This window comes from Duganella radicis (assembly GCF_009720825.1).
Taxonomy (GTDB): Bacteria; Pseudomonadota; Gammaproteobacteria; order Burkholderiales; family Burkholderiaceae_D; genus Rugamonas; species Rugamonas radicis.
On sequence record NZ_WNKY01000033.1, the window covers coordinates 26,363 to 40,082 of the forward strand.

The 13,720-nt window shown below is 63.8% G+C and carries 13 protein-coding genes and 1 riboswitch; of the genes, 7 read left to right on the forward strand and 6 right to left on the reverse strand.

The genetic code is table 11. The features are described 5' to 3' along the window. Positions 1 to 117: 117 nt before the first annotated feature. Complete coding sequence (locus tag GM676_RS22755; RefSeq protein WP_155466296.1) at positions 118 to 1,170, reverse strand: porin; 1,053 nt, start codon at positions 1,168 to 1,170, stop codon at positions 118 to 120. 359 nt (positions 1,171 to 1,529) lie between these two features. Between GM676_RS22755 and GM676_RS22760 the strand changes: the two genes are divergently transcribed. After that, positions 1,530 to 3,065 (forward strand): tetratricopeptide repeat protein, encoded by a 1,536-nt coding sequence (locus tag GM676_RS22760; RefSeq protein ID WP_155466298.1) that lies wholly within the window; start codon positions 1,530 to 1,532, stop codon positions 3,063 to 3,065. Here the strand turns inward: GM676_RS22760 and dapF are convergent. From dapF to GM676_RS22775, 3 genes are read right to left on the reverse strand one after another with little or no spacing between them, the layout of a single operon-like run. Next, a complete protein-coding gene (gene dapF / locus GM676_RS22765; protein ID WP_155466300.1) occupies positions 3,062 to 3,925 on the reverse strand; it encodes a diaminopimelate epimerase in 864 nt (287 codons plus the stop codon). The genes GM676_RS22760 and dapF overlap by 4 nt on opposite strands. 7 nt (positions 3,926 to 3,932) lie before the next feature. After that, positions 3,933 to 4,811: an LpxL/LpxP family acyltransferase gene (locus GM676_RS22770; protein WP_155466302.1), complete on the reverse strand. Its 879-nt coding sequence runs from the start codon at positions 4,809 to 4,811 to the stop codon at positions 3,933 to 3,935. Then, positions 4,808 to 5,668 (reverse strand): lysophospholipid acyltransferase family protein, encoded by an 861-nt coding sequence (locus GM676_RS22775; protein WP_155466304.1) that lies wholly within the window; start codon positions 5,666 to 5,668, stop codon positions 4,808 to 4,810. The genes GM676_RS22770 and GM676_RS22775 overlap by 4 nt, the downstream gene beginning before the upstream one ends. A 173-nt stretch (positions 5,669 to 5,841) precedes the next feature. On the opposite strand from GM676_RS22775, the gene metK reads away from it, so the two are divergent. After that, entirely contained in the window at positions 5,842 to 7,008 is a 1,167-nt protein-coding gene (metK, locus tag GM676_RS22780; RefSeq protein WP_155466306.1) for a methionine adenosyltransferase, read from the forward strand. Between the two features lie 126 nt (positions 7,009 to 7,134). Here metK and GM676_RS22785 read toward each other — a convergent pair whose 3' ends face one another. Then, positions 7,135 to 7,437: a hypothetical protein gene (locus GM676_RS22785; RefSeq protein WP_155466308.1), complete on the reverse strand. Its 303-nt coding sequence runs from the start codon at positions 7,435 to 7,437 to the stop codon at positions 7,135 to 7,137. Positions 7,438 to 7,655: 218 nt separating this feature from the next. Then, positions 7,656 to 7,723: riboswitch (S-adenosyl-L-homocysteine riboswitch) on the forward strand. Between the two features lie 28 nt (positions 7,724 to 7,751). Here GM676_RS22785 and ahcY point away from each other — a divergent pair. The 3 genes from ahcY to metF are packed head-to-tail and all read left to right on the forward strand — an operon-like array spanning position 7,752 to position 10,400. Continuing rightward, positions 7,752 to 9,179, forward strand: a complete 1,428-nt coding sequence (gene ahcY / locus GM676_RS22790) for an adenosylhomocysteinase (protein ID WP_155466310.1) — start codon at positions 7,752 to 7,754, stop codon at positions 9,177 to 9,179. 50 nt (positions 9,180 to 9,229) lie between these two features. Further along, positions 9,230 to 9,586: a phage holin family protein gene (locus GM676_RS22795; protein WP_155466312.1), complete on the forward strand. Its 357-nt coding sequence runs from the start codon at positions 9,230 to 9,232 to the stop codon at positions 9,584 to 9,586. After that, positions 9,573 to 10,400, forward strand: coding sequence for a methylenetetrahydrofolate reductase [NAD(P)H] (gene metF / locus GM676_RS22800; protein WP_155466314.1), 828 nt, complete (start codon positions 9,573 to 9,575; stop codon positions 10,398 to 10,400). The genes GM676_RS22795 and metF overlap by 14 nt, the downstream gene beginning before the upstream one ends. Here metF and GM676_RS22805 read toward each other — a convergent pair. Continuing rightward, a complete protein-coding gene (locus GM676_RS22805; protein ID WP_155466316.1) occupies positions 10,397 to 10,981 on the reverse strand; it encodes a 5-formyltetrahydrofolate cyclo-ligase in 585 nt (194 codons plus the stop codon). The genes metF and GM676_RS22805 overlap by 4 nt on opposite strands. Positions 10,982 to 11,010: 29 nt before the next feature. Here GM676_RS22805 and GM676_RS22810 point away from each other — a divergent pair, with 29 nt between their 5' ends. Beyond that, on the forward strand, positions 11,011 to 12,978 hold the full coding sequence (locus tag GM676_RS22810) for a lytic transglycosylase domain-containing protein (protein ID WP_155466318.1): 1,968 nt from the start codon (positions 11,011 to 11,013) through the stop codon (positions 12,976 to 12,978). A gap of 22 nt (positions 12,979 to 13,000) precedes the next feature. After that, entirely contained in the window at positions 13,001 to 13,720 is a 720-nt protein-coding gene (locus GM676_RS22815) for a glutathione S-transferase family protein (RefSeq protein ID WP_155466320.1), read from the forward strand.

Consider the following 13,720-nt stretch of genomic DNA (forward strand, 5'->3'; position numbering starts at 1 on the left):
TGATAGGCTAGATTGAACTGCAATTCTAAACGAAAAAAAACGGACATGGTGTCCCATGCCCGTCATTCCCCAACTACGCTGGCAGTTCTTGACGACTGCGCCGCTTAGAGCTTGTTTTTAGAAGTTGTGGTGAATACCGACGCTGTAGAAATTGAAGGTGGCGGCCGGCGTGATTTTCTTGCGGGTGCCGTCCACGTACAGGTAGGTGCGCGGCGACAGGTTGTAGTCGTAGCCGAGCGAGAATTGCTTGGTTTTGGCGATGGCCGGGCTGTTGAGCACATTGTCCGGCGTCTTGCGGCCAAAGCCGGCGCGGATCAGGCCGGGACCGACGTTGTAGTTCAGGCCCAGCAGCCATGCCTTGGTGATCGGGTTGAGCGGCACGCTGTAGTCTTGGTCCTGGCGCTGGTAGGAGCCCATCAGCTTCAGGTCCGGAATCGGTTTGAAGTAGGCGCCCACCGACCACAGCTTGGTCGACACGGCGTTGCGCTCGTACGCGCCATAGGCCGAGAACGGGCCCTGGGTGACGGTGGCGCTGATCGAGTACGGGTTGACCGGCGCCATGCTGTTGGCCGGGAACTGCGGCGCGGCGGCGGTGCCGCGGCCGATGATGACCGGGTTGTTGTTGGCTTCCTTGGTGGCCACCGTCAGGTTCAGCTGGAAGATGCCGCCGATCACCGGCGAGTTGTAGAACACGGCGTTGGAGAAGCGGTTCAGCGAGTTGCCGGCCACGCTCATCGGGTCGGAAGTGTAGCCGGCCACTTGCAGGTCGGTCTGGTAGCCGGCCACCGCTGGCATGCCCGACCATGGTTCGTAGAAGGTGCTGGTTTCCTGGAACGCCGTCAGGCCGCGGCCCAGGCGGATGGTGCCGAAGTCGCCTTGCAGACCGACCCGGCTCTGGCCCTGGAACAGCGGACGCACGGTGCTTTCGATCACGCCGGTGTCCGGCTCGTAACGAATTTCCAGCTGGAACAGGGCCTTCAGGCCGCTGCCCAGATCTTCCACGCCGCGAAAGCCGAGTTTGTTGTTATCGCGTTTGCCGACGGCCGTGACGTCGGTATCCGTGCGCCGTGAAACACCCGCGTCCAGCGTGCCGTAAATGGTGACGGACGATTGCGCCTGAGCGACCGAGAATGCGCCCATGAGTGCCAGAGCCAACAAAGATTTCTTCATTTGTTTTCCTTTATAAGTGTAATTCTCATCCCCGCCGCTGCGTGACCGCCGGTTGCTAGAACCTTAATTGCTCGTCGGTTGAATTGCGCTGGAATGGTCGATTGTGACGGCTTGTTTTGGTCGAAAGCCGCGGAACCCGGACTTCTTGTTGTATTTTTGAAACGCTTGTCAGCCACGTCATTTACCCCGTTTCTGGCGGGATTTCGCTTTCATCCGGGCATCAAAACAGCTCTAGCGTACAGGCGGGACAGGGGGGCGGCGTTTGTGCGAAATCAAGCCGGCGCGCATATTGTCTAGGGTGTGGCGCGGATGGCACGCTACACTTAGCTTCATATGAGGCCGCAGATAACACAGAGACGATGGCTAATCGAGAAGAGTTAGGAATCATACGGGGCGCCCGCGCGGGAGACGCGGATTGCCAGCTGGCGCTGGGCAAGTTGTACTTGTTCGGCGGCGCCGGATTGCCGCTCAACGTGCCGACCGCGCTGCACTGGCTGAGCCGCGCCGCCCGTCAGGATCTGGACGAGGCATGGCGCCTGATTGGCAGCCACATCCCCTTTGACATCGCCCGGCACAGCTTGCCGGAAGTGCTGCGCTGGTACGAACGCGCTTACGACGAGGGCATCGCCCACGCCGGCCTGGTGCTGGCGCAACTGGTGCTGCAAGCCGCGCCGCAAGACAGCCCCGCCCTGCGCGACAAGGCCCGCCTGGCTTTGCAGTCGGCCGCGCACGCCGGTCTGGTGGAAGCGCAATGGCTGCTGGCGCAGCAAGGCGGCGACCGTCCCCTGAGTCCGGTACTGTCGGCGGCGCGCAGTGTGCGCATGCCGCTGGTGCGCCGTCCGGCGGCGCCGGCGTGGCGCGCCGACAACAGCGTCGGCATGGCGCAGTACGCCGAGCTGGAGCTGCTGTGGCAGCGCGACCCGGCGGCATTCCTGGAACAGGCGCGCCCTCTGTTGCGGCAGTTGCTGGCGGGCGCGCCGGCCGATGCCGAGGCGGCGCGCGCCGGCGACTGGCTGCCCGGTCCGCCGCAACTGCTGCTGCTGTCGCGCTGTGCTGAACTATTGCCGCCGGCCGATGCGGAAGCGCAACAGTGCCGTGAACTGGCGGCTTACGGCGGCGACCGCAACGCCCAGCTGGCGCTGGGCCTGTGGTTTGCGCGCATGGATGGCGCGGGACGGCGCCAGAGCCACGGCATTGCCGCCGTCAATTTCAAGCGCGCGATCCGCTGGCTGACGCTGGCCGGCGAGCAAGGCCTGGCCGAAGCGTGGTTCGCGCTGTCGCGCATTTATCTTAAGCCGGAGTTTTCGCAGCGCTGCGTGGCGGAAGCGCAAAGCTATCTGGAGCGCGCGGCCGAGATGGGCCACTGCGGCGCCCAGCTGGAGTGCGGCATGTACGCCTGGCGCAACCGCCGCACCGACGAGCAGAGCGACGTGCGCGCGGCCTACTGGCTGCAAAAGGCGGCGGCGCAAGGCTGCGAGGAGGCGGAAACGGCGCTGGCGCGGGTGGCGGCCGCGCCGCAGGAAGCCGGCTGGATGACCAGCATCGTTACCTGCCTGACACGTGAGTTGCTGGAGAATCAGCCGCTGCTGGCGGCGCGGCTGGAGCTGGCCGCGCTGTTCGGCCTGAGCCGCGCGGAAGCCCTGCTGCTGGATGTGAAGGCGGCCGATCAGGGGCATTGCCTGGTGGTGGATATCCGCGCCAGCTACGGCCGCAGCAAGCGCCGGCTGGTGCTGTTGCGCACGGCGCGCGAGCGGCAGGCGCTGGACCGCATCGTGCGGCTGTTTGAATCGATCGACAGCGGGCCGGACGGGCTGGAGGGCAATTACCGCCAGCGCCTGTACCGTCTCAAGACCTGGCTGACCAGCGCCGGCGGCGACGCCCTGCTGGCCGCTTAAATTTCTATTTCACCCTCGAACACGGTGACGGCGGGGCCGGTCAGATACACCGGCTGGCCTTCGCCCGCCCAGGCGATCGACAGCTGGCCGCCGCGCGCGTCGATGCGCACCGGGCTGTCCAGCAAGCCGCGGCGGATGCCGGCCACGGCCGCCGCGCAGGCGCCGGTGCCGCAGGCCAGCGTCTCGCCCACGCCGCGCTCGAACACGCGCAGCTTCACGTGCTGGCGGTGGATGATCTGCATGAAGCCGGCGTTGACGCGGTTGGGGAAGCGCGGATGATGCTCGATCAGCGGGCCGGTCAGTTCCACCGGCGCGGTGTCGACGTCGTCCACCACCTGCACCGCGTGCGGATTGCCCATCGACACCGCCGAGATCAGCACGCTCTCGCGCGCGCCGCCCAGTTCCAGCACCAGCGGCCACAGCGTGTCGCGGCCTTGCTGCTCGCCTTGCAAGCCTTCGGCGTCAAACGGCACCCGGCCCGGTTCCAGGATGGGGGCGCCCATGTCGACCGTGATGCTGCCGTCCGCCTCCAGGCGCGGCGCGATCACGCCGGCCTTGGTCTGCACGCTAATGCTGCGCTTGTCGGTCAGGCCTTTTTCCGACACGAATTTCACGAACGCGCGCGAGCCATTGCCGCATTGCTCAACCTCGCCGCCGTCGGCGTTGAAGATGCGGTAGCGGAAATCGCAGCCGGCTTCGCTGGGCTTTTCCACCAGCAGGATCTGGTCGGCGCCGACGCCGAAGCGGCGGTCGCCCAGCAGCTGCCATTGCGCTGGCGTGAAATCGATGTGCTGGTTGACGCCGTCGATCACGACGAAGTCATTGCCGGCGCCGTGCATTTTGGTGAATTTCAGTTTCATGGGCGGTTTAGTGTTTGCTGTACAGCGAAGGCTCGCCATGCGGGCGCGTCTTGAAGCGTTTGTGGGTCCAGAAGTACTCGGCCGGCGACTCGCGCACGCGTTCCTCGATGAACTGGTTCATGCGGCGGGTGGCGGCCACCATGTCGTCACCCGGGTAATTGTCCCACACCGGGTAGAATTTCACACGCCAGCCGCGGTAATCGGGCAGGAAGGTGGCGATCACCGGCATCACCTGCGCGCCGGTGGTGGCGGCGATGCGGGCGGTGGCGGTCAGGGTCGCGGCCTGGATGCCGAAGAAGGGCACGAACTCGGCATCCTTCTCGCCAAAGTCCATGTCCGGCAGCATGAAGTAGGGCAGCTTGTCGCGCAGCGCGCGCAAAATCGGCTTGATGCCGTCCTGGCGCGTGAACAGCTTGACCGGCTTGAAGCGCGCGCGGCCGGCGCGCAGCACCTGGTCGAAGGCGGCGTTCTTTTGCGTGACGTACATGGAGGACGCGCTGGCTTCCATGGCGATCGCGGCGCCGGCCACGTCCAGGCAGACGAAGTGCGGGCACAGCAGGATGGTCGGCTTGTCGGTCATGGCCGCCACCGGGATCTCGCCACCGGGATCGATGGTGATCAGGCGCTTGAGGCGCGACTCCGGCGCCCACCACAGCACGGCGCGCTCCCACACGCTGCGCGAGTAGGCCTGGAAGTGGCGGCGCGCGATATCGACGCGCTGAGGCTCGCTCAGTTCCGGCATGCACAGGCGCAGATTGGTCAGCGCGATGTGGCGGCGCGAACGCAGCAGCACAAATAGCAAGCTGCCGATGGCGTCGCCGAAGCGGCCCAGCAGCGGTAGCGGCAGCCAGTGCAGCAGCCACATCAATCCCAACATCAGTTTCATGCGTTTTCCTTCGCCCTGGCCGCCGCTGGCGCTTCAATTCCATGCGGCACCTTGTAGCGGTTATAGCTCCAGTAGTATTGCGACGGGCTGCGCACGATCAGGCGCTCCATGGCGCTGTTGATGGCCTGCGCCTGGGCGGCGCTGTCGCCGTCCAGCGTTCCGTCAAAGGGCACGAAGCGTACCACATAGCCGCGTCCGCCCGGCAGACGTTCGGCGTAGGTGATGATGATGGTGGCGTCGCCCAGCAGGGCCAGCTTGGCCGGCAGGGTCATGGTGTAGGCGTCGCGGCCGAAGAAGGTGGCCCACACGCCCTCGCCCTCCTGCGGCACCTGGTCGGGCAGCACGCCGACCGGCTGGCCTTTCTTGAGGAACTTGGCCAGCATGCGCACGCCCGACATATTGGCCGGCGCCAGCAGCAGGTTCTTGCGCGCGCGGGCGCCTTCGATCAGCGGTTTCAGCGCTTCTTTTTTAGGCGGACGGTACATCACCATCAGCTCGGTGCGCAGGGCGATCTCCTGCGCCACGATTTCAAAGCAGCCCAGGTGTGGCGTCATGAACACAATGCCGCGCCCGGCGTCCAGCTCGGCCTGCACCAGTTCCCAGTTCTCCAGCGTGGCGTGGCGCGACACGCGGGCCGGATCGGCGCACCAGACGAAGGGCAGCTCGATGATGCTCTTGCCCGCCTCGGCAATGGCGGCGTGCAGGTGCTGCGCCACGCCGGCTTGCCGCATGTTGTCGCGCATGCGGCGGCGGTAGGAGGGCGAGGCCCAGTACACCAGCCAGCCCAGCGCGGCGCCCAGGGCGTGCAAAAACGGCAAGGGGAAAATCGATAAAAAGCGGAAGAGGGGAACCAGCATGTCGTTTTTGTGCCTGTGTCAGAAGCAAGTTTTTTCAAAAAAGCGTAAAATACCACGAGAGCAGTAGCCGCTGAGTTAATGACAACTTGCGATGCGGGATATAAATATCGCTAAAGCGTCGCAAGCCGTAGTGGTAAGCGACCAAACCGTTTACACCTTATCAGGAGCTTGCGATGTCTAATGATTATCTTTTCACCTCTGAATCCGTCTCGGAAGGTCACCCGGACAAGGTCGCCGACCAGATTTCCGACGCGATTCTCGACGCGATTCTGGCCCAGGACCCGAAAGCCCGTGTTGCCGCTGAAACGCTGTGCAACACCGGCCTGGTGGTGCTGGCGGGTGAAATCACCACCCACGCCAACGTCGATTATATTCAGATCGCGCGCGAAACCATCAAGCGCATCGGCTACGACAATACCGACTACGGTATCGACTACCGTGGTTGCGCCGTGCTGGTCGCTTACGACAAGCAATCGCCGGACATCGCCCAGGGCGTGGACGAAGGCGCCGGTATCGACCTCGACCAGGGCGCCGGCGACCAGGGCCTGATGTTCGGCTATGCCTGCGATGAAACCGCCGAGCTGATGCCAGCCGCCATCCACTACGCGCACCGCCTGGTCGAGCGCCAGTCGCAACTGCGCAAGGATGGCCGCCTGCCGTGGCTGCGTCCGGATGCCAAGTCGCAAGTCACGTTGCGTTATGTGAACGGCCGCCCGGTGGCGGTGGACACCGTGGTGCTGTCGACCCAGCACGCGCCGGAGATGCAGCACAAGGCGATCGAAGAAGCCGTCATCGAGGAAATCATCAAGCCGGTGCTGCCGAAGGAATGGCTGCAAGACACCAAATACCTGGTCAACCCGACCGGCCGTTTCGTGATCGGTGGTCCGCAGGGCGACTGCGGCCTGACCGGCCGCAAGATCATCGTCGACACCTACGGCGGCGCCTCGCCGCACGGCGGCGGCGCCTTCTCGGGCAAGGACCCGTCGAAGGTGGACCGCTCGGCGGCCTACGCCGCGCGCTACGTGGCCAAGAACGTGGTGGCGGCCGGCCTGGCGCGCCAGTGCCAGGTGCAGGTGTCGTACGCGATTGGCGTGGCGCGTCCGATCAACATCACGGTCTACACCGAAGGCACCGGCGTGATCCCGGACGAGAAGATCGCGCAACTGGTGATGGAGCACTTCGACCTGCGTCCGAAAGGCATCGTGCAGATGCTGGACCTGCTGCGTCCGATCTACGGCAAGACCGCCGCCTACGGCCACTTCGGCCGCGAGGAGCCGGAATTCTCGTGGGAGCGCACCGACAAGGGCGCCATCCTGCGCGCCGCCGCCGGCCTGAAGTAATCAAGCCCGGCCGTAGCTGCAAAACACCAATGCCCCGGATTTCGGGGCGTTGTTATTTGGGGCGTTTGGGCAGGGGCGGTATCGGATTTGGCGGCAGGTATTTGCGCCGCGGATCGTCGGTCGGGATCATGATATGTCCAGTTTCTGATTGGTTGTTGTCTGCGCTTCATTTCGCAAACGTCGAGTCAATAGCAAGTCGTGCAGGAACTTTCCTGTTTCCATGCCATATTTTCTGCGCAACGCCAGCAAATTTTCCTCAAACTCTTCCACGGGAAAGTCGTCTTTGATTTTCATGCGAAGTATGAGGGAGCCTATTTCCATGCTCAAACTGCTCAGTTCGGCGGTCGACGTCGAGTGCCGCCGCAGTTTTTCGGCGACATCCAGTTGGCTGGATATGATGGCTAACAAAGTACTGGCGGAGGTGAACATCGGCCATAGAAAAGTATAGTCGCTGTTTTTCCAGAATACGAGTCCGGTTAATGCAGCCCCAGCGGATGAAATTCGTCCCAGATGACATCGCGAGGGTCGATAGTCATTGTCAGTTCCCTCCAAAGAAACCACCGTATATGACGATGGCAAAGAGCGCATTGAGCGGACGCAAACGGACGGATTTTGTCGCCATCCGGACTTAACGATGCTAGAATGCGCCTTCCGAGGAGCGCTGCGACGAACTAGCTTCGCCAGGCTCGGAGATCTCCAACCGCGCTCACGTTACTTTTTTCAACTCATGAAAGGAGGGCGTGATGAACGCCGTACTCAAATCCGCTCAAGATTACCTGGTTGCCGACATTTCGCTGGCGCCATGGGGCAACAAAGAAATCAAGATTGCCGAAACCGAAATGCCTGGCCTGATGGCGATCCGCGAGGAATTCGCCGCCGCCCAGCCGCTGAAGGGCGCGCGCATCACCGGTTCGCTGCACATGACCATCCAGACCGCCGTGCTGATCCAGACGCTGGAAGCGCTGGGCGCGCAGGTGCGCTGGGCCTCGTGCAATATCTACTCGACCCAGGACCACGCCGCCGCCGCCATCGCCGCCAACGGCACCCCGGTGTTCGCCATCAAGGGCGAGACCCTGGACGAATACTGGGACTACACCCACCGCATCTTCGAATGGCCGAACGACGCCGCCGGCAACCCGGTCTACTCGAACATGATCCTGGACGACGGCGGCGACGCCACCCTGCTGCTGCACCTCGGCGCGCGCGCCGAAAAAGATATCTCGGTGCTGGCCAACCCGGGTTCGGAAGAAGAGATCTGCCTGTTCAACGCCATCAAGGCCCACCTGGCCAAAGATCCGTCGTGGTACTCCAAGCGCCTGCCGCACATCCTCGGCGTGACCGAGGAAACCACCACCGGCGTGCACCGCCTGTACCAGATGCACAAGGAAGGCAAGCTGGCCTTCCCGGCGATCAACGTCAACGACTCGGTCACCAAATCGAAGTTCGACAATCTGTACGGCTGCCGCGAATCGCTGGTGGACGGCATCAAGCGCGCCACCGACGTGATGGTGGCCGGCAAGATCGCCGTCATCGCCGGCTACGGTGACGTCGGCAAGGGCTCGGCGCAAGCCATGCGCGCCCTGTCGGCGCAAGTGTGGGTGACCGAGATCGATCCGATCTGCGCCCTGCAAGCCGCGATGGAAGGCTACCGCGTGGTGACCATGGACTACGCCGCCGAACACGGCGACATCTTCGTCACCTGCACCGGCAACTACCACATCCTGACCGAAGCGCACATGTTGCGCATGAAGGACCAGGCCATCGTCTGCAACATCGGCCACTTCGACAACGAGATCGACGTCGCCGCGCTGAAAAAGTACACCTGGGAGAACATCAAGCCGCAGGTGGACCACGTGATCTTCCCGAACGGTAAGCGCATCATCCTGCTGGCCGAAGGCCGCCTGGTGAACCTGGGCTGCGGCACCGGCCACCCGTCGTACGTGATGTCGTCGTCGTTCGCCAACCAGACCATCGCCCAGATCGAGCTGTACGCCAACACCGCCAAGTACCCGGTCGGCGTGTACGTGCTGCCGAAGCACCTGGACGAAAAAGTGGCGCGCCTCCAGCTGAAAAAACTGAACGCGCAACTGACCGTGCTGACCCCCGAGCAAGCGGCCTACATCGGCGTGACGCAAGAAGGTCCGTACAAGCCAGATCACTACCGTTATTAATCCGGAAGCGGGGCCTCGCGGCCCCGCTTTTTTAGCAGCGAGAACTTCTTATGCGTTTGGTCCTTACCTGGTTAATCAATGCCGTTGCCTTGCTGGCAGTGCCTTACCTGATGCATTCCGTCGATGTCACAAGCATAGGCGCAGCCCTCGTCGCGGCTCTTGTACTGGGCCTGGTCAATACGCTGATACGTCCCGTCCTGCTCTTGCTTACCCTGCCGGTGACGCTGGTGTCACTGGGCCTGTTCATCTTCATCGTCAACGGCTTCATGTTCTGGCTGGTGGCGCAATGGGTGGACGGCTTCCACGTCGACAGCTTCCTGTCGGCCGTCGGCGGCGCAATCCTGTACAGCGTGATTTCCTGGGCCTTGTCGACCTTACTTTTGAAGAACCCAGATGGACAATCCTAACTTCAGTATCGAATTCTTCCCGCCCAAGACGGCGGAAGGCGCGGAGAAGCTGCGCGTCACGCGCGCCAAGCTGTCCGAGCTCAAACCGAAATATTTTTCCGTGACCTTCGGCGCCGGCGGCAGCACGCAGCGCGGCACGCTGGACACGGTGGTCGAGATCCTCGCCGCCGGCGAAGACGCCGCGCCGCACCTGTCCTGCGTGGGCGGCACGCGCGAGTCGATCCGCGACATCCTGGCCGAGTTCAAGTCGCACAACATCAAGCGCATCGTCGCGCTGCGCGGCGACCTGCCGAGCGGCTACGGCGCGGCCGGCGAATTCCGTTATGCGAATGAGCTGGTGGAATTCATCCGCCAGGAGACCGGCGACTGGTTCCACATCGAAGTGGCGGCCTATCCGGAAGTGCACCCGCAAGCCCGCTCGCCGCAGGACGACCTGCTGGCGTTCGAGCGCAAGGTGAAGGCCGGCGCCAACGCCGCCATCACCCAGTACTTCTACAACGCCGACGCCTACTTCAACTTCGTCGAGCAGACGCACAAGCTGGGCATCAATGTGCCTATCGTGCCGGGCATCATGCCGATCACCAACTACACGCAGCTGATGCGCTTCTCCGACATGTGCGGCGCCGAGATCCCGCGCTGGGTGCGACTGAAGCTGGCCAGCTTCGGCGACGACACCGCGTCGATCAAGGCCTTTGGCCTGGACGTGGTGGCGGCACTGGGCGAGCGCCTGCTGAAAGGCGGCGCGCCGGGCCTGCACTTCTACAGCATGAACCAGGCCGCGGCGACCACCGCGCTGTGGCAACGACTCGTTTAAGCCTCGGTGATGATGCGGTCCAAAGCCACATCATGACCGTCGCTGTCGAATGGCACTTGCAGGCACTGGTAAGCGATTCCCAGTGTCCGCGGGCGCGGTGCATGGCGCGCCAGCGTGCGGTCGTAGAAACCGCCGCCATATCCCAATCGATAACCTTGCGGGTTGAAACCCAGGCAGGGCACCAGCAGCGCCGGCGGATACGCGGCCTGCAAGCGTAAAGCGGCCGGCACGGCCACGCCCATCTTGTCCTTCACCATTTCCTCGCCGATGGACCATTCGGCAAACTCCAGCGCCGCGTCCTTCCGCACCACCACCGGCAGCAGCAGACGCGCGCCAAGGCGCGCCAATTCGGCGTAGGCTGCATGCAGGTCCGGCTCATCGCGCAGCGGCCAGTACACCCCCAGCGCGGCCGGCTGGGCGGCCTGCCACCATGCCACCACCTGATCGCCGATCGCGCGGTCCCACGCGGCGCGCGTGGCGCCGTCGATCGCGCGCCGTTCGGCCAGCAGCTGCTTCCTTAAATCCGCCTTGCCTACTGGTGATCCGGCGTCGCTGCGTGGTATTCTAGGAATGCTGGTCATATTGATTCAAGTCTTAAGAGAGTTGCACATTGATTTCTGCTTCGAAATGGATAGCCGGCGCCCTCGTCGTTGCCTTCACCTCGCTTGCCCACGCCGACGATACCGATAGCCGCAGGGATGACGATTCCTTCCTGCTGCTGCGCGACGCGGTACGCCAGGACGATGCGGCCAAAGCGGATTTCTACGCCGCGCGGCTCCCCAACTATTCGATTCCATCCTACGTCGATTATTATCGGCTGAAATCACGTCTGAAAGACGTTCCGCAGTCAGAAATCCGCGACTTCTTCAAACGCTACGACGGCCAGGCCATTGTCGACCGCCTGCGCAACGACTGGCTGCTGGACCTCGGCCGCAAACGCGACTGGGCCACGTTCGATGAGCAGTACCCGCTGTTCATCCTCAACGACGACACGCAAGTCAAATGCTACGCGCTGACCTCGCGCGCGCTGAAAGGCCAGAAGGTCGCCGACGAGGCGCGCGCCCTGCTGACCGCGCCCAGCGTCTACGGCGAACCATGCGCCGGCCTGATCGCCACCTTGTACCAGAACGGCCAATTCAACACCGAAGACCTGTACGCGCAATTGCGCCTGTCCGGCGAGTACAACGCCACCGGCCAGGCGCGCCGCATCGTCGCGCTGCTGGACGGCCCGGAAAAGAAAGCCGTGCAAGCGGTGGATTTGCCGACGGTGGCGGTGGCCAAGGGCATGGGCCCGAGCAAGGTGGAACATCAGATTTACATCGTCGCCATCGGCCGCCTGGCCAAGACCAGCATCAAACTGGCGACGCTGGCGCTCAACAAGGCACTGCCGAAAATGACGCCGCACGAGCAGCAGCAAGGCTGGGCGGCGATCGCGCTGCAATCGTCGTACACGCTGGCGCCGGAAACCGCGGATTACTGGAAGCGCTCCAACGGCGCGCCGCTGTCGATCGACCAGGCCCAGTGGAAGGCGCGCATCGCGCTGCGCAACGGCGACTGGCGCCAGGTCGAGAACACCATCCGCGCCATGCCGGCCGCGCTGCGCGGCGAGCCGACCTGGGTCTACTGGCTGGGCCGCGCGCTGATGGCGCGCGACGGCGTCACCAGCCAGCCGGCCGGCGAAGCGCTGCAACTGTTCCGCGGCATTTCTGACCAATCGAACTACTACGGCCAGCTGGCGCTGGAAGAAACCGGCAAGCTGATTACCATCCCGACCGCCGGCGCACCGATCTCGCAGGCGGAAATCGCGCCGATGGCGGCCAACCCCAACTTTCAGCGCGCGTTGAAATTCTTCAGCATGCGTCTGCGCTTCGAGGGCACGCGCGAATGGAACTGGGGCCTGCGCGCCCTGAACGAACGCGAACACCTGGCGGCGGCGGAATTCGCGCGCCAGAACAATATCCTCGACCGCATGGTCAACACCTCGGAGCGCACCCGCATCCAGGTCGACTACACGCAGCGCTTCCCGTCGCCGCACAACGATGTGATGCACCCGGCCACGCAAACCCTGGGCCTGGATAAAGCCTGGGTCTACGGCCTGATACGACAAGAGTCGCGCTTCATCATGGACGCGCAATCGCATGCGGGCGCTTCGGGCCTGATGCAGGTGATGCCGTCCACCGGCCGCTGGATCGCCAAGAAAATCGGCCTGGCCGACTTCGCGCAGGACATGCTGAGCGACGTGCGCACCAACATCCTGCTGGGCACCAACTACCTCAACATGGTGCTGGGGAATATGGACGGCTCGCAGGTGCTGGCCACCGCCGCCTACAACGCCGGGCCGGGACGCTTGCGCACCTGGCGTGCCACGCTCACCAAGCCGATGGACAGCACCGTGTTCATCGAATCGATTCCTTACGTCGAGACCCGCACCTACGTCAAGAACGTGATGTCGAACGCCACCTACTACGCGGCGCTGTTTGAAGGCCGGCCGCAATCGCTGAAAGCGCGCCTCGGCAGCGTGGCGCCGAAAGGTTATACCGAAGCCGAGGAACAGGAAACCAGCTTCGTTCCGCGCTGACCCTTTTTACTGGATATGTATCATGCAGACTACCCAACTTGATCCCAGCCTGTCGCAAGCCCTGGCCGCCGCGCGCTCGCCCGGCCTGACCCTCGTCATCGGCAACAAGAACTACTCGTCGTGGTCGATGCGCCCGTGGGTGGCGATGACCGCCTTCGGCATTCCGTTCCAGGAAGTGCGCGTGCTGCTCGACCAGGACGATACCGCCAACCGCATTTGCAGCTACTCGGCTTCCGGCCGCGTGCCGGTGCTGCTGGCCGGCGAAGAGATGACCATCTGGGACAGCCTGGCCATCTGCGAATATCTTGCCGAGCAATTCCCCGAGCTGCATCTGTGGCCGCAGGACGTGGCGGCGCGCGCCATGGCGCGTTCCGTGTGCGCCGAAATGCACGCCGGTTTCAGCGACTTGCGCAACGCGATGTCGATGAACATCCGCGCCAGCTATCCGGGCAAAGGCCGCACGCCGGGCACGCAGGCCGACATTGGCCGCATCAGCGAAATCTGGGAAGAGTGCCTGTCGCGCTTCGGCCATCATCAGTTCCTGTTCGGCGAGTTTTCGATCGCGGACGCCTACTACGCACCGGTGGTATGCCGCTTCCGCACCTACGGCGTGACGCTGGCGCCGGCGCTGGACGCCTACTGCCAACGCGTGCTGGCCCATCCCGCCGTGGCGCGTTGGGTCAACGAGGCCTTGGCCGAAACCGAAATGGCGCCCAGGCACGACGCGGAAATGCCGGACTAA

Coding starts and splice junctions, on each gene's coding strand:
- GM676_RS22795 (WP_155466312.1), top strand. CDS start 9,230: ATGCGTTTGGTCCTTACCTGGTTAATCAATGCCGTTGCCTTGCTGGCA.
- GM676_RS22785 (WP_155466308.1), bottom strand. CDS start 7,437: ATGTTCACCTCCGCCAGTACTTTGTTAGCCATCATATCCAGCCAACTG.
- GM676_RS22775 (WP_155466304.1), bottom strand. CDS start 5,668: ATGCTGGTTCCCCTCTTCCGCTTTTTATCGATTTTCCCCTTGCCGTTT.
- metF (WP_155466314.1), top strand. CDS start 9,573: ATGGACAATCCTAACTTCAGTATCGAATTCTTCCCGCCCAAGACGGCG.
- GM676_RS22755 (WP_155466296.1), bottom strand. CDS start 1,170: ATGAAGAAATCTTTGTTGGCTCTGGCACTCATGGGCGCATTCTCGGTC.
- dapF (WP_155466300.1), bottom strand. CDS start 3,925: ATGAAACTGAAATTCACCAAAATGCACGGCGCCGGCAATGACTTCGTC.
- metK (WP_155466306.1), top strand. CDS start 5,842: ATGTCTAATGATTATCTTTTCACCTCTGAATCCGTCTCGGAAGGTCAC.
- GM676_RS22815 (WP_155466320.1), top strand. CDS start 13,001: ATGCAGACTACCCAACTTGATCCCAGCCTGTCGCAAGCCCTGGCCGCC.
- GM676_RS22770 (WP_155466302.1), bottom strand. CDS start 4,811: ATGAAACTGATGTTGGGATTGATGTGGCTGCTGCACTGGCTGCCGCTA.
- GM676_RS22760 (WP_155466298.1), top strand. CDS start 1,530: ATGGCTAATCGAGAAGAGTTAGGAATCATACGGGGCGCCCGCGCGGGA.
- GM676_RS22805 (WP_155466316.1), bottom strand. CDS start 10,981: ATGACCAGCATTCCTAGAATACCACGCAGCGACGCCGGATCACCAGTA.
- ahcY (WP_155466310.1), top strand. CDS start 7,752: ATGAACGCCGTACTCAAATCCGCTCAAGATTACCTGGTTGCCGACATT.